At 65.7% G+C, this 17,239-nt stretch carries 17 protein-coding genes, 1 tRNA gene, 1 pseudogene and 2 riboswitches; of the genes and pseudogenes, 8 read left to right on the forward strand and 11 right to left on the reverse strand.

The annotated features are described in order from the left end of the window. From KYK29_RS18390 to KYK29_RS18410, 5 genes and pseudogenes are all read right to left on the reverse strand, one after another. A pseudogene (locus KYK29_RS18390) lies at positions 1 to 95 on the reverse strand (electron transfer flavoprotein subunit beta/FixA family protein); the annotation flags it as partial. Between the two features lie 160 nt (positions 96 to 255). Beyond that, a complete protein-coding gene (locus KYK29_RS18395) occupies positions 256 to 1,020 on the reverse strand; it encodes a rhomboid family intramembrane serine protease (RefSeq protein ID WP_254692355.1) in 765 nt (254 codons plus the stop codon). 21 nt (positions 1,021 to 1,041) lie between these two features. Next, on the reverse strand, positions 1,042 to 1,617 hold the full coding sequence (locus KYK29_RS18400; RefSeq protein ID WP_254692356.1) for a cob(I)yrinic acid a,c-diamide adenosyltransferase: 576 nt from the start codon (positions 1,615 to 1,617) through the stop codon (positions 1,042 to 1,044). Then, positions 1,617 to 1,814, reverse strand: coding sequence for a twin transmembrane helix small protein (locus KYK29_RS18405; protein WP_254692357.1), 198 nt, complete (start codon positions 1,812 to 1,814; stop codon positions 1,617 to 1,619). Before KYK29_RS18405 ends, KYK29_RS18400 begins: the two co-directional genes overlap by 1 nt. Positions 1,815 to 1,934: 120 nt before the next feature. Further along, complete coding sequence (locus tag KYK29_RS18410) at positions 1,935 to 2,780, reverse strand: SDR family oxidoreductase (RefSeq protein ID WP_254692358.1); 846 nt, start codon at positions 2,778 to 2,780, stop codon at positions 1,935 to 1,937. A 209-nt stretch (positions 2,781 to 2,989) separates the two neighbouring features. On the opposite strand from KYK29_RS18410, the gene KYK29_RS18415 reads away from it, so the two are divergent. Continuing rightward, positions 2,990 to 3,949: a YihY/virulence factor BrkB family protein gene (locus KYK29_RS18415; protein WP_254692449.1), complete on the forward strand. Its 960-nt coding sequence runs from the start codon at positions 2,990 to 2,992 to the stop codon at positions 3,947 to 3,949. Here the strand turns inward: KYK29_RS18415 and gluQRS are convergent. Further along, a complete protein-coding gene (gluQRS, locus tag KYK29_RS18420) occupies positions 3,896 to 4,804 on the reverse strand; it encodes a tRNA glutamyl-Q(34) synthetase GluQRS (RefSeq protein WP_254692359.1) in 909 nt (302 codons plus the stop codon). The genes KYK29_RS18415 and gluQRS overlap by 54 nt on opposite strands. 61 nt (positions 4,805 to 4,865) lie before the next feature. Between gluQRS and KYK29_RS18425 the strand changes: the two genes are divergently transcribed. Beyond that, on the forward strand, positions 4,866 to 5,516 hold the full coding sequence (locus KYK29_RS18425; RefSeq protein WP_254692450.1) for a DNA-3-methyladenine glycosylase family protein: 651 nt from the start codon (positions 4,866 to 4,868) through the stop codon (positions 5,514 to 5,516). 101 nt (positions 5,517 to 5,617) lie between these two features. Next, positions 5,618 to 6,175, forward strand: coding sequence for an HNH endonuclease (locus KYK29_RS18430; protein ID WP_254692360.1), 558 nt, complete (start codon positions 5,618 to 5,620; stop codon positions 6,173 to 6,175). A 15-nt stretch (positions 6,176 to 6,190) separates the two neighbouring features. Here KYK29_RS18430 and KYK29_RS18435 read toward each other — a convergent pair whose 3' ends face one another. Continuing rightward, positions 6,191 to 6,700 (reverse strand): disulfide bond formation protein B, encoded by a 510-nt coding sequence (locus tag KYK29_RS18435; protein ID WP_254692361.1) that lies wholly within the window; start codon positions 6,698 to 6,700, stop codon positions 6,191 to 6,193. 215 nt (positions 6,701 to 6,915) lie between these two features. On the opposite strand from KYK29_RS18435, the gene KYK29_RS18440 reads away from it, so the two are divergent. After that, positions 6,916 to 7,000, forward strand: a tRNA-Leu gene (locus tag KYK29_RS18440). 117 nt (positions 7,001 to 7,117) lie between these two features. Here KYK29_RS18440 and metA read toward each other — a convergent pair. The 3 genes from metA to KYK29_RS18455 form a co-directional block, all read right to left on the reverse strand. After that, complete coding sequence (metA, locus tag KYK29_RS18445) at positions 7,118 to 8,041, reverse strand: homoserine O-acetyltransferase MetA (protein WP_254692362.1); 924 nt, start codon at positions 8,039 to 8,041, stop codon at positions 7,118 to 7,120. A gap of 61 nt (positions 8,042 to 8,102) precedes the next feature. Then, positions 8,103 to 8,179: riboswitch (SAM riboswitch) on the reverse strand. An 83-nt stretch (positions 8,180 to 8,262) separates the two neighbouring features. Beyond that, positions 8,263 to 10,083 carry an ABC-F family ATP-binding cassette domain-containing protein gene (locus KYK29_RS18450; protein WP_254692363.1) on the reverse strand — a complete coding sequence of 607 codons (1,821 nt, stop codon included), beginning with the start codon at positions 10,081 to 10,083 and terminating at the stop codon, positions 8,263 to 8,265. Positions 10,084 to 10,086: 3 nt separating this feature from the next. After that, positions 10,087 to 10,752, reverse strand: a complete 666-nt coding sequence (locus KYK29_RS18455) for a thiamine diphosphokinase (RefSeq protein WP_254692364.1) — start codon at positions 10,750 to 10,752, stop codon at positions 10,087 to 10,089. Positions 10,753 to 10,895: 143 nt separating this feature from the next. After that, positions 10,896 to 11,007: riboswitch (TPP riboswitch) on the forward strand. A gap of 38 nt (positions 11,008 to 11,045) precedes the next feature. Here KYK29_RS18455 and thiB point away from each other — a divergent pair. The 4 genes from thiB (at position 11,046) to KYK29_RS18475 (ending at position 16,114) form a co-directional block, all read left to right on the forward strand. Then, a complete protein-coding gene (thiB, locus tag KYK29_RS18460; protein WP_254692365.1) occupies positions 11,046 to 12,053 on the forward strand; it encodes a thiamine ABC transporter substrate binding subunit in 1,008 nt (335 codons plus the stop codon). A 10-nt stretch (positions 12,054 to 12,063) separates the two neighbouring features. Continuing rightward, positions 12,064 to 13,683 (forward strand): thiamine/thiamine pyrophosphate ABC transporter permease, encoded by a 1,620-nt coding sequence (gene thiP / locus KYK29_RS18465; protein ID WP_254692451.1) that lies wholly within the window; start codon positions 12,064 to 12,066, stop codon positions 13,681 to 13,683. Further along, on the forward strand, positions 13,676 to 14,419 hold the full coding sequence (thiQ, locus tag KYK29_RS18470; protein WP_254692366.1) for a thiamine ABC transporter ATP-binding protein: 744 nt from the start codon (positions 13,676 to 13,678) through the stop codon (positions 14,417 to 14,419). Before thiP ends, thiQ begins: the two co-directional genes overlap by 8 nt. A gap of 189 nt (positions 14,420 to 14,608) precedes the next feature. Next, entirely contained in the window at positions 14,609 to 16,114 is a 1,506-nt protein-coding gene (locus KYK29_RS18475; protein WP_254692367.1) for a M48 family metalloprotease, read from the forward strand. Positions 16,115 to 16,199: 85 nt separating this feature from the next. On the opposite strand, the gene KYK29_RS18480 is transcribed toward KYK29_RS18475, so the two are convergent. Then, positions 16,200 to 17,063 (reverse strand): RNA polymerase factor sigma-32, encoded by an 864-nt coding sequence (locus tag KYK29_RS18480; RefSeq protein ID WP_254692368.1) that lies wholly within the window; start codon positions 17,061 to 17,063, stop codon positions 16,200 to 16,202. Positions 17,064 to 17,239: the final 176 nt, after the last annotated feature.

Consider the following 17,239-nt stretch of genomic DNA (forward strand, 5'->3'; position numbering starts at 1 on the left):
TTCACGTTGGCAAGCTCAACGCCCGATCCGTCCGTCTTCACCCGGATCTTCACGTTGTAGTCGACCACCCGCTTCACCGGGACAACTATCTTCATGGCTTCCTTCCTTCAAATACCCGCGAGGAAAATGCGCTTTTCGGGAGTACCCTGATTGCCGCTGGGCGACATCGATACGCGTTTTTTCCCCAAATACAATGTTCCTTGCCCCACACCCCATGAAATTCCCGACTGGCTTGATTACCGTCACGCGTGGTTTCTAGCGGCCCCAGCGCGCAGGCGGCGATCGTTCGTTTTCCAGCTTCGCCCCTGCGGTCCGGACGGCTTTCGGAGCGACGATGGTCCTGTCGAACAACGGCACCCCGCGCCGCCGCAGGAAGACGACGAGGAACGCACCGGCAAGGATGCCGCCGACATGCGCGCCCCAGGAGACACCCGGATCGCCGCCGATGACCAGCATGTAGAACTGTTGCGCGATCCAGAAGGCGAGCGGGATCACCGCCGGCAGCGGCAGCGGGATGCGGAAGAACACCAGCACCCAGACCCGGATGCGCGGATGCAGCAGGATATAGGCCGCGATGACGCCGGAGACCGCTCCCGACGCCCCGATGAGCGGCGCTTCCGAATGGGGCTCGATGAGGCCGTGGGCAAGCGCGCCGGCCGCCGCACAGAGAAGATAGAAGGCGAGGAAGCGGAGATGCCCGAGCGCATCCTCGACATTGTCGCCGAACACCCACAGGAACAGCATGTTCGAAGCCAGGTGCAGGCCATCGCTGTGCAGGAAGGCGTAGGTGATATAGGTCGCGTCCTGCGGCACCAGCACGAGGCTCGGCTCCAGATCGGCGAAGTCGAAGACGACGGCCGGAATATAGCCGAGCCCCACCACCGCCGCGTCGGAGAACGCCTGCGTCGAGGCAAGCCCGGTGACCAGCCAGACGACAACATTGACCGCGATCAGCCCGATCGTGACATATTGGACCTTGATATATTTGAGGGAATTGGCGTCGTGCAGCGGTATGAACATGAATTCCCTTCCGCGCGCACGCTACCGGTTCTTGCCCGGCACCCAGAGGATATCGCTGCGTCCCTTGTCGTTGACCCAGCGCGCGGCGACGAAGAACAGATCAGACAGCCGGTTGATATAGGCGATCGCCGGTTTGGACACCGCTTCGCCGCCATCGGCAAGCGCGACGATGCGCCGCTCGGCGCGCCGCGCGACCGTGCGCGCGAGATGCAGCCCCGCCGCCGCCGCGCTGCCCCCCGGCAGCACGAAGGAGCGCAACGGCTCCAGATCCGCATTGAGGCTGTCGATTTCCCGCTCCAGCCGGTCCACCTGTTCCTGCACGATACGCAGGGGCTCATATTCGAGCGGCTGACCGGTATCGGGCGTCGCAAGGTCCGCGCCGAGATCGAACAGGTCGTTCTGGATACGCTCCAGCATCGCGTCGAGTTCGGCCATCCCGGCAAGGTGCTGCCGCACGAGTCCGACGCAGGCGTTGGTCTCGTCCACCTCGCCATAGGCTTCCACGCGCAGGTCGTGCTTCTTGCGCCGCGGGCCGGAAACGAGAGCCGTCGTGCCGCCGTCTCCCGTGCGGGTATAGATCTTGTTGAGCTTCACCATCAGCGGCCACCTCCCGTCAGCCAGAGCGTGACCATGATGAGCACGATGGCGATCGCCTGCAAGAGCACGCGCAGCTGCATCAGCTTGTTCGAGGTATTGCCGCTGCCGCCCCGCGCCATGTTGAACAGGCCGCGCACCAGAACGATGGCGACGAGCCCCATGACGAGGAGGGTGAGGAACGTGAAGAAGGAGGACATGGCGAGGGATCCGGATTTGAGGAATGAAGGTCCTATCCAAATAGGACATTCAGCGCAAATAGCACGCGTTTTCGGCCGCTTGACCGGCGGAAGGGTTGCTTGTGCCGGGCCACGCCCGCATCAGCCGAACCTGCCGACGAGATAATAGAACAGCCGCGCCGGCAGGAGCCGTTTCAGCAGCACGCCCTCCCGCGCCGGCCGCGTCAGCACGTAATGCGGCCGGGGCGCCTTCGCGGTCAGCGCATGCCGCAGCGCCGCATGGACGGCGTCGGGCCCGAGCTTGCCGCGCGCCGGTTTCGATTCGCCCCTGAGACGGCGCAATTGCCGGCGATACTCTTTTGCATGGACGGAATTCTCCATGTCGATGTGCCGTTCGATCTGGCGCAGCGCATTGGCCGTGAAACGCGATTCGATCGGCCCCGGCTCGATCAGGCTGACATGGATGCCGGAACCGGCAAGCTCCATGCGCATCGTCAGCGTCAGGCCCTCCAGCGCGAATTTCGAGGCGTTATAGGCCCCTCGCCAGCGATAGGGCACGAGGCCGAGGATCGACGAGCACTGCACGATACGCCCGTGCCCCTGCCGGCGCATCACCGGAACAAGGCGGCGCGTCAGGTCGTGCCAGCCGAAAACATTCGTCTCGAACTGGAGCCTGAGCACGTCGACCGGCACATCCTCCACCGCCCCCGCCTGACCATAGGCGCCATTGTTGAAAAGCGCGTTGAGCGTGCCGCCGGTCCGCTGAAGCACATCGTCGACCAGCGCGGCGATGGAGGGCGGTTGCGTATAATCCATCAGGAAGGTCTCTATACCCTCGGCTTCAAGCGGCGCGCGGTCTTCCTCCCGCCGCACGGTGGCGAAGACCCGCCAACCCTCCTTCGCCAGAGCCCGCGCGCAATAAGCGCCGATCCCCGAGGAGCAGCCGGTCACGATGATCGTGGGTGACGTTACGGGTTGAGGCGGCATTGCGGTTCCCTGTACATATCCCCGGTGGTTTCCCATATTCACCGGCGGCTGACAATCGCCCGCCGCACCGGCCATTCGCCGTGACAGGGAGGCCATTCGCCGTGATAGGACAGGCCATTTGCCGTGATAGGACAGGCCATTCGCCGTGACAGGAACGGCCATTTGCCGTAACAGGACCGGCCACGCCGATAAAGGAACGGACATTGCAGATACCCACCGCCATCCGCCTTGCCTACAAGGTCCTGTTCGACGCGCTCTGGCATTTTTCCGAGGACGACGGCTGGGCGATGGCCAGCCACGTCGCCCTTTCGACATTGCTCGCCCTTTTTCCTTTCCTGATCTTCGGCACGGCGCTTGCCTCCTTTCTCGGCGCCGACCAGTTCGCCGATACCGCCGTCCATCTGATTTTCGACACCTGGCCGGAATCGATCGCCGAGCCGATCTCCCGCGAAGTGGTGGCGGTGCTTACCGTTCCGCGCAGCGGCCTGCTGACGATCTCGGTGCTGGCGGCCGCCTATTTCGCCTCGAACGGCGTCGAAGCGCTGCGTGTCTCGCTCAATCGCGCCTACCGCGTCGCCGAGACACGCTACTGGTACACGACGCGGCTGACGAGCCTCGGCTTCGTGCTGGTGGGCGTGCTGGCGCTCGCCGTCCTCAGCATCGTGCTGGTCGCCGCGCCGCTTGCGGTGCGCCGGACCGGCGACTGGCTGCCCTGGCTTTCGCAGGCCTATGCCTGGGTGGAGAACTGGGGCCTCGTCGGCACGCTCGTCATGCTGCTCGCCGGCCTGCTGATCGCCCATCTCTGGCTGCCGGCCGGCCGGCGCAAGATCGCCGACGTGCTGCCCGGCGTCCTGCTGACCCTGCTGGCCTGGGGCTTCGGCGCTTACGCCTTCGCCTCCTATCTTGCGACCTTCGCCAATTACGTCTCGACCTATGCGGGGCTGGCCTCGCTGATGATCGCGCTGGTTTTCCTCTACATCATCGGCGCGATCTTCATCATGGGCGCCGAAGTCAACGCGGCGCTGCTCAAGTACCGGGTGCGTCGCCTCGTCTCCGACCGCGTCCACGGCGTGAGGAAGACCGCGCCCGACGCGAACCCGAACGCAGAGCCGGATTCAATCGAGGACGAAGCCATCGCCCGCGAGCAGGGCGCGAATCTCGGCCGGTGAGCCTCCCTTTTCACGGTAGGCCGCGATCCCCGTATCGCGGTTGCTCTTGGAAAGCTTGCGGCCATCCGGTCCGGGAACGAGGCCGTGGTGGCGATAGCGCGGCGCTGGCAGGCCGAAGAGCGTCTGCAACAGCCGGTGCACCGCCGTTGCGTGAAAAAGGTCCTGCCCCCGCACCACGTCGCTCACGCCCTGCGCCGCATCGTCGAGCACCACGGCGAGATGATAGCTCACCGGCGCGTCGGGCCGCGACAGCATGATATCGCCCCAAAGCTCCGGCCGGGCAAGGACCGTTCCGGTCTCTCCCGCCGGCCCCGCCCCCGCCTCCACCCAGAAAAGCGGCGCGCCGGCAAGCGCCCGCGCCTTGTCCATATCGAGACGCCAGGCGTGCTGGTCGCCCTTCGCGATCCGCGCCGCCGCCAATTCGGGATCGAGCCCGCGCTCTTCCGTCGGATAGAGCGGCGCGCCGTCGGGATCGCGCGGCCAGGTGCCTCCCGCCGCCTCGCAGGCCGCCACCCGCATGCGCACATCGGTCCGGCTGAGGAAGCCGGGATAAAGGAGGCCGAGCGCCTTCAGGCGATCCAGCGCCTGCCTGTAGAAGGCAAGATGGTCCGACTGGCGGCGCACCGGTTTTTCCCAGTCGAGGCCGAGCCAGGCGAGATCCCGAAGGATCGCCGCTTCGAATTCGGGCCGCGAACGGGCCGGATCGATATCCTCGATGCGCAGCAGGAAACGGCCGCCGCAGGCAGCGGCGAGGTCATGATTGAGGATCGCCGACAGCGCATGGCCGAGATGCAGGAGGCCATTGGGGCTCGGGGCGAAGCGGAAGACGCGTGTCTTTGACAAAGCGGTGTCCATGTTGTCTTCTGGCATGAACAGCCGTGCCGCGTCATCAGGCACGGGAGCGAATGCCATGCAGTTGCATATGATCAGGACGGATGCTGACGTCGCAGCGGGCCTCGTCGACCTCGCGCTTCTCGATGCGCGCCTGTTTGGCGTCATCGACAAGGCCGGTCCGGTGCCGCTGCGTCGCCTTGCCCCCGGATACCGCGGGCTTGCCGGCATCATCGTGGCGCAAATGGTGTCGCGCGCCAGCGCCGACGCGATCTGGAAACGGCTGGAAGCGGCGGCGGGCGAGGTGACGCCCCACCATATCCTCGCGCTCTGCGACGAGGATTGCCGGAGCGCCGGTCTGTCGCGCGCCAAAACGCAGACGCTGCGCCGGGCGGCCGAGGCGGTGGACAGCGGGATGCTCGACCTCGAAACGGTCTGCACCCTCGACGCGGAGGTGGCGATCCCGAGGCTGACGGCGATCAAGGGCGTCGGCCGCTGGACGGCGGAAGTCTATCTTCTCTTCTGCGGCGGCCATCCCGATATCTTTCCCTCCGGCGACGTGGCGTTGCAGAACGCCGTCGCCGACGGGCTCGGGCTGGATTCGCGCCCGACGCCGCAGGAACTCGAACGGATCGCCCGGGCCTGGTCGCCCTGGCGGGGCGTTTCGGCCCGCCTGTTCTGGGCCTATTACGCTCGCCGGATGCGGCGGGACGGGGCGCCGATCCTCGAAAACTGACGGGCCGGAAGCGGGCGGCGGCTTTTTCTTTCTGTCTTCACAATGCTGTAACAACGGACCTAATATACAGGGGCAGATGCCGAATCGCCCAGGAGACGCCCTTGACGATTTCTGTTTCACCACAGGCCCTGCCAGCACTTGTCCTCAATGCTGACTACCGGCCGCTGAGTTATTACCCCTTGTCGCTCTGGTCCTGGCAGGACGCGATAAAGGCCGTTTTTCTTGACCGCGTAAACATCATCGCCGAATACGACCATTCGGTTTCCTCGCCCAGTTTCACGATGCGCCTGCCGAGCGTCGTGAGCCTCAAGACCTATGTGCAGCCCTCGCGCCACCCGGCCTTCACCCGGTTCAACGTGTTCCTGCGCGACCGGTTCGAATGCCAGTATTGCGGGTCGCGCAACGACCTGACCTTCGACCATGTCATTCCCCGCGCCCATGGCGGCGAAACGACATGGGCCAATGTGGTCGCCGCCTGTTCTCCCTGCAATTTGAGGAAAGGCAGCAAGCTGCCGAGACAGGCGGGCATGTTCCCGCATCAGACGCCCTATCACCCGACGGTTCAGGATCTGCACAACAACGGTCGTCTGTTTCCACCCAACTATCTGCACGAAAGCTGGATGGACTATCTCTACTGGAACGTCGAGCTTCAGCCCTGAACGGGCGCCGGAAACTCAGGCCTTGCGCGCCCGCGCGCCATTGAAGGCGACGGCGGCCAGAATGAGGCTTGCGATCACGTTCCAGCCGGCGAAGGACAGGCCGAGGAAACGGAAGGAAGCCTCCGTGCAGGAGGGGCCGTGCTTGTCGTTGAGATCGGCCAGCAGGTCTTCCGCATTCATGGTGACGCCCTGGGCCGAGGTGGCGCAGGTCGCCGGCCCTTCCCAGAAGCCCCATTCCACGCCGGCGTGATAGACCCCGAGGCCGGCCCCCACGAGCATCATGACGCCCGCCACGGTAAGAAGGCCGCGCGTCAGCCAGGCCGGGCCGCCGAAGAAGGCCGAAAGTGCCGCGGCGAGCGCGACGGGAATGCCGTAGTAATAGGGATCGCGCTGCACCAGGCAGAGCGCGCAGGGAATATAACCGCCGATATGCTCGAAACCGAGCGCGCCGCCAACCGTGGCGACCATGCCGAGCGCCAGAAGGACGGCGCTTGCCTTGGGGGAAATGGCGAGAGATACGGTCATGCGGGTCCTTCCAGGTGGGCCGGATCATAGAGCGGCCGGATCGGCGAAGTTCTACCGATTGCGCCGCACTTGTAAATCACCGCACGCAGATGTGATCATGCCCGATTTCCCGTTGCCGCCCGATAAACCTTCGTGTAAACGGCATGGGCTGCTCCGGAGCGTATGCGCCCGGCCGGCCGGGCCTGCAAAGGTCCCGCGCCATCGGCGGCCCCCGTGCGGGTGTGGTGGAACTGGTAGACGCGCCGGACTCAAAATCCGGTTCCGAAAGGAGTGTCGGTTCGATTCCGACCACCCGCACCATTTTTCTCTTCGGCTTCATGTCGTTCCGCGGCCGTATTCGCCGCCTCTTCCTTCCAGCGCCGGCCTGCTCGGCAGCGCCCCCGCATGGAATTGCACCCCCGCCCTGTGGTGCGGACGTCAGGCGCCCGTGCCGATCTTCTCCGGATCGTAGGATGTCGTCTGGTAGATCTCGTTGATCCAGTTGCCGAACAGCAGGTGCGCATGGCTGCGCCAGCGGTTCTGCGGCACGAGCGACGGATCATTGTGCGGGAAGTAGTTCTTCGGCAGCTTGATCGGCGCGCCCGCCTCAACATCGCGGAAATATTCCTCCGCCAGCGACGTGGAATCATATTCGACATGGTTGAGGATATAGAGTCGGTTGCCGGCCGTCTCCTGCACCAGGCAGACACCCGTCTCGTCGGATTCCATCAGGATGTCGAGACCTGGCACCTTGCGGATATCCTCGGCGCGCAGCTCCGTCCACCGCGACACCGGGATCTGGAAATCGTCGGAAAACCCGTTGAGATAGACGGAGGACGGCTTGCGGTTGTGATGACGATAGACGCCGAAGGCCTTTTCCGGCAGCCGGTGCTTGGGAACGCCATGGAAGTGGTAGATCGCCGCCATGGCTCCCCAGCAGACGTTGAGCGTCGAATGAACGTTGGTCTGCGTCCAGTCGAAGATCCGCTTCATCTCGTCCCAATAGGTGACGTCCTCGTAGTCGAGCGTCTCGACCGGCGCGCCGGTGATGATGAAGCCGTCGAACTTGCGATGCCTGACCTCTTCCCACGTCTCGTAAAAGGCAAGCAGATGTTCTTCCGGCGTGTTCTTCGGCCGGTGACCGCCGACACGCACCAGGGACAGTTCCACTTGCAGGGGCGTGGCGCCGATGAGGCGGGCCATCTGAACTTCCGTCTTGACCTTGTTCGGCATGAGATTGAGCAGCCCGATCTGCAAGGGGCGGATATCCTGCCGGATCGCCACTGTCTCGGTCATCACCCGCACGCCTTCCTTGACGAGGGTCTGGAAGGCGGGAAGCGTATCGGGAATCTTGATGGGCATGGCTCAACTCGATCGAAAAACAAAAAACCGGCTGCAACGATGTCGCAACCGGTCCACGGAAGGTCTTCCTCTCGCGGCCCTTTAGCGACTTGTTTAACGTGGCTGCAAGCCGGCCGGCAAATCACCACGAGCCCTTTAGATAGACCTAAGCAGCCCGCGAATCAATCCACTGCTTCATGCCCGGTGCGGACGTGGGACAGCACAGGAAGGATGCCGCGGCCTCACCCTTCCAGTTCCTCGCGCAGCATTTCCAGTTCCAGCCACTCCTCCTCCATTGCCGTCAGGGAGGCGCGCAGCTTCTCGAGTTCGGCGGCAAGCCGGCTGAAGCCGGCCGGGTCCTTTGTGAAGAAGGCGGGGTCGGCCATCTTCTCCTCGCGCGCGGCGATCTCCCGTTCCGCCTTTTCCATCTCCTTCGGCAGGTTTTCCAGCGCGAACTTCTGCTTGTAGGAAAGCTTGCCCTTCGCCCTGGATTCCACCGGCTGTCCGGGCGTTGCGGCTTTCGCCTTCTCGACCCTGGCGGCCTTGCGCCTTTCCTCCGCCGCCCCGCGCCGCTGGGCCATCATGTCGGAGTAGCCGCCGGCATATTCGATCCATCGGCCGTCCGGGCTTTCCGGATCCGCCGGCGCGATGGTCGAGGTCACGGTGCGGTCGAGGAAATCGCGATCATGACTGACGAGCAGCACCGTGCCGGCGAAGCTCGCCACGATCTCCTGCAACAGATCGAGCGTCTCGATGTCGAGGTCGTTGGTCGGCTCGTCGAGAATAAGCAGATTCGCCGGCCGCGACAGGATGCGCGCCAGCATCAGGCGCGCCCGTTCGCCACCGGAAAGGTTGCGGATCGGTGTGCGGGCCTGCTCCGGCTGGAACAGGAATTCCTTCATATAGCCGGTGACATGGCGCTGTTCGCCGTTGACGAGAAGCGTCTCGCCGCGCCCGTCGGTGAGATAGTGGGCAAGCGTGTCGTCGAGGTTCAGATCCTCACGGCGCTGATCGAGAACGGCGATCTCCAGATTGGTGCCGAGCCGCACCGCGCCGCTGTCGGGCGCAAGCTGGCCGACCAGCATCTTGAGCAGGGTCGTCTTGCCCGCGCCGTTCGGCCCGACAAGGCCGATACAGTCGCCGCGATGCACGCGGATCGAGAAAGGCGCGACGATTGCGCGCTCCCCGAAGCTCTTGGCGATCTTATCCGCCTCGATGACCAGCTTGCCGGAATCCTGCGCATCGGAGGCGCTTGCCTGCACGCTGCCCTGCGGTCCCTTGTGGCCGCGATAGCGGGCGCGCATGTCGTGCAACTCGCCGAGGCGGCGCATATTGCGCTTGCGCCGCGCGGTGACGCCGTAGCGCAGCCAGTGCTCCTCGCGCTCGATGGCCTTGCCGAGCTTGTGCTGCTCCAGTTCCTCGGCTTCCAGCACCTCGTCGCGCCAGGCCTCGAAATGGGAAAAACCGCGATTGAGCCGCCGCGACTGGCCTCGGTCGAGCCAGACGGTCGCGTTGGAGACCTTCTCCAGGAAACGGCGGTCGTGCGAGATGACGACGAGGGCGGAGCGGGTCGACTGCAACTCGCCTTCCAGCCATTCGATCGTCGGCAGGTCGAGGTGGTTGGTCGGCTCGTCGAGAAGCAGGATATCCGGTTCCGGCGCCAGAACGCGGGCGAGCGCCGCCCGGCGCGCCTCGCCGCCCGAAAGCGACTTCGGATTCTCGTCGCCCGCAAGGCCGAGGTGTTCGAGCAGATAGGTGACGCGATAGGGATCGTCGCCCGGTCCGAGCCCGGCTTCCGCATAGGCCGCAACCGTATCGAAACCATCGAAATCCGGCGCCTGATGGAGGTAGCGGATCGTCGCTGCGGGATGGCGGAAAATCTCGCCGGACTGCGCCTCCGCAAGGCCGGCGGCGATCTTCATCAGCGTCGACTTGCCCGAACCGTTACGGCCGACGAGGCAGATGCGGTCGCCCGGCTCCACTTGCAGGTTCGCGCCGGCAAGCAGCGGCGTGCCGCCGAAGCTCAAGGTGATATTGTCGAGTTTGAGAATGGGGGGCGCCATGGATCAGGCTCCTGAAAGATCGTAGGGCCGCGCCAGAAGCACCGCGCGGCCGGAGGCGAGTGAAAGCCGGATCGGGCCTTCCGCCACGTTGGAGATGGTGCGCGACGAGCCGAAGGGCAGCGAGAAATCCCGCAGCGGATAGCGCACGTTGTCGATGGAAAGGCCGGCGAGCGGCGAGAAGCCGAGGACGGAAAACAGGCTGTCCGGGGGCAGGTCGATCTCGCGCGCACCCGGCAGGAGAGGCCAGGCCTCCTCCTCGCCGGAGGTGAGCTTGACCGAAAGCCCCTCCTCCGCCAGCGCGACCGCATGCAGCAGATGCAGCAGCGCATGATCGCTGCGCTCGCCGCCGAGCGCGCCGGCCAGAACGAGGTGCTGCGCGCCGCGTTCGACCGCCGTCAGCACGGCGATGGCGCCGTCCGTCTCGTTTTTGGCGGCCGGATGGAACTGACGTTCCACATCCGGAAAGGCCGCGACAAGCTCCGGCGCGGTGGAATCGAAATCCCCGACCCAGATCTCCGGCACGATACCAAGCGCCGCCGCATGGCGCATGCCCCCGTCCGCCGCCACGAAACGCGCGCCGGCCATGTCCGCGGCAAGGCGGGGCGTCGCCTCGAGCGCGCCGCCAAGGAGGATAACGAATGTCTGCTCTGCGGATGCCGGCGTGATCATGGCTGATGCCCTTAGCGCATGTTCCCCGGAAAGGGAAAGTTTTTGGCGGCCGGATGAAGGAGAACGGCAAGGCTCCGGCATGCGGGAAGCCGGCCACCGGAGGGAGCCTCTTGCGCACGGTCGCGCGGGGGACTATGCCTTGCGATGCTCTAACGGGGTGCCGCCGGGTTCCGGTCCTGCGGCTGAGAGGCGTTCCGCCAACCCGAAGAACCTGATCCGGCTCGTACCGGCGGAGGGATTAGACGGCTCATTCCAGCGCCCTAATTCCCGTTCATGGACTGAAGGAGACGCTGATGCGCAATATCATACTCCCCACGATCGCAATCTTCGCCGCCCTGTTTTCCCCGCCGGCGAACGCGGCGGAAAAGACGCTCACCATCTATACCTATGAAAGCTTCGTCGCCGACTGGGGTCCCGGCCCCGAAGTCGCCGCCGCCTTCGAGAAGACCTGCGCCTGCAAGATCGAATGGGTGGGTCTTGCCGACGGCGTGGAGCTGGTGACCCGCCTGAAGCTCGAAGGCGAGAGCACGAAAGCCGACATCGTTCTCGGCCTCGACACGAACCTGATCGCCGAGGCGAAGGCGACCGGCCTCTTTGCCCCGCACCGCCTTTCTCCCGAGGGGCTGACGGTGCCGGGCGGATTTTCCGACGACACCTTCCTGCCCTATGACTACAGCCATTTCGCGGTGGTCTACGACAGCCAGACGCTGAAGGATCCGCCGAAGAGCATGAAGGAACTCGTCGAGGGCGACCCGGCCGAGAAGATCGTCATCGAGGATCCCCGCACCTCCACGCCGGGCCTCGGCCTGCTGCTGTGGATGAAGGCGATCTACGGCGACGAGGCGGGCGCGGCCTGGAGCAGGCTCAAGGACCGCGTGCTGACGGTCACCCCCGGCTGGTCGGAGGCCTATGGCCTCTTCACCCGGGGCGAAGCGCCGATGGTGCTTTCCTACACCACCTCGCCGGCCTATCACGTCATCGCGGAAGGAACCGGACGCTACAAGGCGGCCGCCTTCGCAGAGGGTCACTATATCCAGATCGAGGTCGCCGGCATGACCCGCACGGCCCGCGACACGGATCTGGCGCGCGCCTTTCTCACCTTCATGACCGGTCCGGATTTCCAGTCGATCATTCCCGAGACCAACTGGATGATGCCGGCCGCCGCGACGCACGAGCCGCTTCCCGCCGCCTTCGAGGCGCTGGTGAAGCCGGAAAAGACCTTCCTGATGGCGCCGGAAGACGTCGCCGCCAACCGCAAGGCGTGGATCGACGAATGGCTGGCCGCGATGAGCGCGAAATAGGCCGGTGACGATGTTTTCGCGCGCCGAACGCAAGGGCCTGCGCCTGGCCGGGGGCCTGACCCTCGGCTTCGTGCTCTGCTTTGCCGGCGTGGCGGCGGCGGTGCTTCTCGGCCATGCGGAATCAGGTGACGGCGGACCGCTCCTCGACCCCTATCTTGTCCGCGTCGCCCGCTTCACTCTGTGGCAGGCGGCGCTTTCGACGCTGCTGTCGGTGGCGCTCGCCATCCCGGTCGCCCGCGCACTCGCCCGCCAGCGGCGCTTTTTCGGCCGCGTCTGGCTCTTGCGGCTCGCCGTGGTGCCGCTCGGCCTGCCGGCGCTGGTGGCCGCGCTCGGCATCGTCGAGATCTGGGGGCGGCAGGGCATCGTCAACGATCTCCTTCACCTTGCCGGACTGGACAATCCGGTCAGCGTCTACGGGCTGGCCGGTATCCTGATCGCCCATGTCTTCTTCAACCTGCCGCTTGCCGCACGGCTGATGCTCGCAGCCCTCGATCGCATCGCGCCGGAACATTGGCTGACCGCCGCCAATCTCGGCATGCGCGGCCCCGCATTGTTCCGCCTCGTCGAATGGCCGGCGATCCGCCGGGTGGCGCCGGGCATCGCCGGTCTCGTCTTCATGCTCTGCGCCACCAGTTTCACCATCGTGCTGACACTCGGCGGAGGGCCGGCGGCAACCACCATCGAAGTGGCGATCTATCAGGCGCTGCGCTTCGATTTCGATCCGCCGCGCGCCGTGCTGCTCGCCGCCCTGCAAATCCTGATGACGGCAGCGCTCCTTGGGCTGATCGCCCTGATCGGCCGTCCGGACGAGGAAGGCGCGACCGCAGGACGGCCCATCCGGCGCTTCGATGGCCGCCACAGGCGGCTCTCCGACGGGGCCATACTGTTCCTTTTCGCAGCCTTCACCGGCGCGCCGCTCATCGCCACGCTCACAGCCGGCCTTTCGGCCGATCTCGGGCGGCTGGCGCTCGACCCGTTGCTGCACCGCGCGCTCGCCACGAGCCTCGCCATCGCCTTCGCCTCGGCAAGCCTTTGCCTGCTGCTGGCGCTTCCCGTCGTGATGACACCGCGCCTGGCCGATCGCGGCGGGACGGATGCCACCACCCGCTTCCTCGCCCGCGCACTTCCGGCAACCGGTTCGCTGATCCTGCTGGTGCCGCCGATCATCATCGCCACCGGCTGGTTCCTGATCCTGCGCCACTTCGGCGACACGACGCGCCATGCGCCGGCCATTGTCGCGATCATCAATGCCCTGATGGCGCTGCCCTTCGTGGTGCGCGTGCTGGAACCGGCCTTTCGCACGCATCTCGCGCGCACCGGCCGACTGGCCCTGAGCCTCGGCGTCACCGGCGCAAACCGCCTCCTGCGCATCGACCTGCCCGCCCTGCGCAAGCCGCTGGCGATGGCCTTCGCCTTCGCCATGGCGCTGTCGCTCGGCGATCTCGGCGCCATCGCCATCTTCGGCGCGGACGGCTTCGTGACCTTGCCGTGGCTGCTCTTTTCCCGGATGGCGAGCTATCGCACGGCGGACGCCGCCGGCATCGCGCTGCTGCTCGGCTTTCTCTGCCTTCTTCTGACCCTGCCGTCGGCCTCCGCCGAGCCCGAAACGAAAGGACGGGGCAATGCCTGAACCCGTTTCCGCCCCCGCCATCCGCCTTGCGGCGGCAACCCTGCACTTCGGAAAGACCCGCCTTTCCTTCGACTGCACCGTTCCGCAAGGCGCAGCGGTGGCCGTCGCCGGCCCTTCCGGCGCGGGCAAGTCGACGCTCTTCAACGTGATCGCCGGCTTCGAGACGCCGGCCGAAGGGAAGGTGGAACTGTTCGGACAGGATATGGCCGGACGCGACCCCTCGGAGCGGCCGGTTTCCGTCATCTTCCAGGAAAACAATCTCTTTGCCCATCTATCGGTGGCCGACAACGTCGGGCTTGGCATCGACCCCGCGCTGAGGCTCGATGCAGCCGCCCGGAAACGGACGGCGACGGCGCTCGCTCGGGTGGGGTTTGCCGGCTACGAGTCGCGCCGGCCAGGCTCGCTTTCGGGCGGCGAGAGGCAGCGGGTGGCGCTTGCCCGTATCCTCGTGCGCAACCGGCCGATCCTGCTTCTCGACGAACCCTTCGCCGCACTCGACCCCGCCACGCGCGCCGACATGGCGGCTCTTCTCGGGCAGTTGCATGCCGAAAATGCCGTCACCATGCTTTTCATCACCCACCAGCCGGAGGACATCCGCCGCCTCGCCAGCCGCGTGCTGTTCATCGAGGCCGGGGAAATCCGGACCGACGATCCGGCGGAACGCTTCCTCGACCGCGAGGAACCGCCCGCCGTCGCGCGGTTCCTCGGGCGCGATCCGGCCTACGTCCCATCCTGACGCCCCATCCTGAAGCACCGTCAGGCCGCGCCACAATTTGGACGCCGCCCTGTGTCACCGGAGCCACAAGGCGACCGTTTGTCGAATGGGGAGTTGCCGCGCCGGTGTTGCGCGTCTATCTCATCTGTTTGCGGGTGCGAAGGAAATCGCGGCCGATAAGAAACCCATGATGGGGTGTGGGCAGGAACGATGGCGATAGCGACGCTGCGAGCGGCAATCCTATCCGCGGGCGCAATCCCGAGGCGCTTCGGTGCGCTTGCGCTGGCCGCCGCGCTGCTTGCCGGCTGCCAATCGCTGATCGAGCAGACCTACGAGCCGAAGATCTCGCCGTCGTCAAATCCGCAGATCGTCGACGAGGTGCAGAAGAACGACCCACGCGCGCAGCTCGGCGCCCGCGAGCATCCGCGCATCGTGGCGAGCTACGGCGGCGAATACAAGGACGCCAAGACCGAACGTCTGGTCGCCCGGATCGCCGGCGCACTGACACTCGTTTCGGAAAACCCGAGCCAGTCCTATCGCATCACCATCCTCAATTCGCCGGCCATCAACGCCTTCGCGCTGCCGGGCGGCTACCTCTACGTGACGCGGGGGCTGCTGGCGCTTGCCAACGACGCCTCGGAAGTGGCGGCCGTGCTCTCGCACGAGATGGCGCATGTCACCGCCAATCACGGCATCCAGCGACAGAAGATGGAAGAGGCGGAAGTCATCGCCAGCCGCGTGGTGACCGAAGTCCTGTCCAGCAACATCGCGGGCAAGCAGGCGCTGGCGCGCGGCAAGCTGCGCCTCGCCGCCTTTTCGCGCAATCAGGAACTCCAGGCCGACGTGATCGGCGTGCGCATGCTCGGCGAAGCCGGCTACGATCCCTATGCGGCGGCGCGCTTCCTCGATTCCATGGCGGCCTATGCCCGCTTCACCGCCGTCGACCCGGAGGCCGACCAGAGCCTCGACTTCCTCTCCAGCCATCCGAACGCGCCGCAACGGGTGGAGCTTGCCCGCATGCATGCCCGCGCCTTCGGCCAGGAGGGCACGGTCGGCGACCGCGGCCGCGACTACTATCTCGCCGGCATCGACGGCCTGCTCTACGGGGATGCGCCGGAAGAAGGCTATGTGCGCGGCCAGACCTTCCTCCACGGCAAGCTCGGCATCCGCTTCGACGTTCCGCCCGACTTCCAGATCGACAACAAGGCCGATGCCGTGCTGGCGACCGGCCCCGGCGACATCGCCATCCGTTTCGATGGCGTGGCCGACAATCGCCGCCAGAATCTGGTGAACTATATTTCCAGCGGCTGGGTGACCGGCCTGCTGCCGGACACCATCCGCCCCATCACCATCAACGGTCTGGAAGCCGTGACCGCGAAGGCGGCGGCGGATCGCTGGGAATTCGACGTGACGGTGGTGCGTATCGATCGCCAGATCTACCGCTTCCTGACGGCGGTGCCGAAAGGATCGGCCGATCTCGCCCCGACGGCAGCGGTGCTGAAATCCTCCTTCCGCCGGCTGACCTCTCAGGAAGTGGCCGCGCTGAAGCCGCTGCGCGTGCGCGTCGTCACGGCCAAGCCCGGCGATACGGTCGCCACCCTTGCCGCGCGCATGATGGGCACCAGCCGCAAGCTGGATCTGTTCCGGCTGATCAACGCGCTTTCGGCCTCCAGCACCGTCCGGCCGGGGGACAAGATGAAGATCATCGGCGAATAGGAAAACGGCGGGCTTCCCGGACGGCACGTGAAATCCCGCCCGGACGGACGGGCCGGGGAAAGGCGGCGGCTCGCGTTGCGGGCGGTCAGGCGTAGGCGTGATCCGCCGTCTTGCTGACGAGAACGGCCTTCAGCTTTTGCAACGCACGATTCTCGATCTGGCGCACCCGTTCCTTGGAAATGCCGAGGATCACGCCCAGTTCCTCCAATGTCGCGCCGTTTTCCGCCAGCCGGCGCGCGCGGATGATCCTCATTTCCCGCTCGTTCAATTGCCCGAGCGCCGCATGCAGCCAGTGGCGGCGGCGTTCGCCATCGATGCTTTCGAGAGCCTGCTCGTCCGGCAAGGGCGCATCGCTTGCGAGGAAATCGATCCGGTCGGCCCCCTCTCCCTCGCCGCCGTTGCCGATCGGCGCCTGAAGCGAGACGTCGGCGCCGGAAAGCCGGGCGTCCATCCGCCGCACGTCCGCCGCGCTGACGCCGAGGGCGGCGGCGATTTCCTGATGCACGGCTTCGCTCGTCAGATGACTGTCGCCACGGGCCAGCCGGGCGCGCAGGCGCCGCAGGTTGAAGAACAGCGACTTCTGCGCCGAACTCGTGCCGCCGCGCACGATCGACCAGTTGCGCAGCACATAGTCCTGGATCGAGGCACGGATCCACCATGTCGCATAGGTGGAAAAGCGGACTTGCCGCTCCGGTTCGAAGCGGGCCGCCGCCTCCAGCAGGCCGATATAGCCTTCCTGCACGAGGTCCCCGAAGGGCAGGCCGAAATTGCGAAATTTCCCGGCCATGGAAACGACGAGACGCATATGCGCCATGGCGATGCGGTTGCGGGCATCCTGATCGTGTCTTTCCTTCCAGGCCTGCGCCAGGGCCTGCTCCTCGTCACGGGCAAGATAAGGCGCGGACATGGCGATCTGGATCATGCGGCGGTCTGCGGAAGTGCTGGTCATCGGGCATCCTCTCCACACAAAAAAGGTGAAGGGCGACCGCGCCGCCTTCACCGGGAGCGCCCGGCGACGGGACAGGTCCACAAGCGGGACGGGCAATCCTTGGCTGGCAAACGTGGAGGATGGCGAAAGGTTCCAACAAAAAACCCGGCCGTTGCCGGCCGGGTTCTGAAAAGAAC

It is taken from the genome of Shinella daejeonensis, assembly GCF_024281235.1.
Lineage (GTDB): Bacteria > Pseudomonadota > Alphaproteobacteria > Rhizobiales > Rhizobiaceae > Shinella > Shinella daejeonensis.

What these genes read in the sequence shown, in the direction of transcription:
- KYK29_RS18395 (WP_254692355.1), bottom strand. Translation starts at nt 1,020, where the DNA reads ATGTTCATACCGCTGCACGACGCCAATTCCCTCAAATATATCAAGGTC.
- KYK29_RS18435 (WP_254692361.1), bottom strand. Translation starts at nt 6,700, where the DNA reads ATGACCGTATCTCTCGCCATTTCCCCCAAGGCAAGCGCCGTCCTTCTG.
- KYK29_RS18400 (WP_254692356.1), bottom strand. Translation starts at nt 1,617, where the DNA reads ATGGTGAAGCTCAACAAGATCTATACCCGCACGGGAGACGGCGGCACG.
- gluQRS (WP_254692359.1), bottom strand. Translation starts at nt 4,804, where the DNA reads ATGGACACCGCTTTGTCAAAGACACGCGTCTTCCGCTTCGCCCCGAGC.
- KYK29_RS18450 (WP_254692363.1), bottom strand. Translation starts at nt 10,083, where the DNA reads ATGGCGCCCCCCATTCTCAAACTCGACAATATCACCTTGAGCTTCGGC.
- thiQ (WP_254692366.1), top strand. Translation starts at nt 13,676, where the DNA reads ATGCCTGAACCCGTTTCCGCCCCCGCCATCCGCCTTGCGGCGGCAACC.
- KYK29_RS18480 (WP_254692368.1), bottom strand. Translation starts at nt 17,063, where the DNA reads ATGACCAGCACTTCCGCAGACCGCCGCATGATCCAGATCGCCATGTCC.
- KYK29_RS18405 (WP_254692357.1), bottom strand. Translation starts at nt 1,814, where the DNA reads ATGTCCTCCTTCTTCACGTTCCTCACCCTCCTCGTCATGGGGCTCGTC.
- thiB (WP_254692365.1), top strand. Translation starts at nt 11,046, where the DNA reads ATGCGCAATATCATACTCCCCACGATCGCAATCTTCGCCGCCCTGTTT.
- KYK29_RS18455 (WP_254692364.1), bottom strand. Translation starts at nt 10,752, where the DNA reads ATGATCACGCCGGCATCCGCAGAGCAGACATTCGTTATCCTCCTTGGC.
- thiP (WP_254692451.1), top strand. Translation starts at nt 12,064, where the DNA reads ATGTTTTCGCGCGCCGAACGCAAGGGCCTGCGCCTGGCCGGGGGCCTG.
- KYK29_RS18475 (WP_254692367.1), top strand. Translation starts at nt 14,609, where the DNA reads ATGGCGATAGCGACGCTGCGAGCGGCAATCCTATCCGCGGGCGCAATC.
- KYK29_RS18410 (WP_254692358.1), bottom strand. Translation starts at nt 2,780, where the DNA reads ATGCCGCCTCAACCCGTAACGTCACCCACGATCATCGTGACCGGCTGC.
- metA (WP_254692362.1), bottom strand. Translation starts at nt 8,041, where the DNA reads ATGCCCATCAAGATTCCCGATACGCTTCCCGCCTTCCAGACCCTCGTC.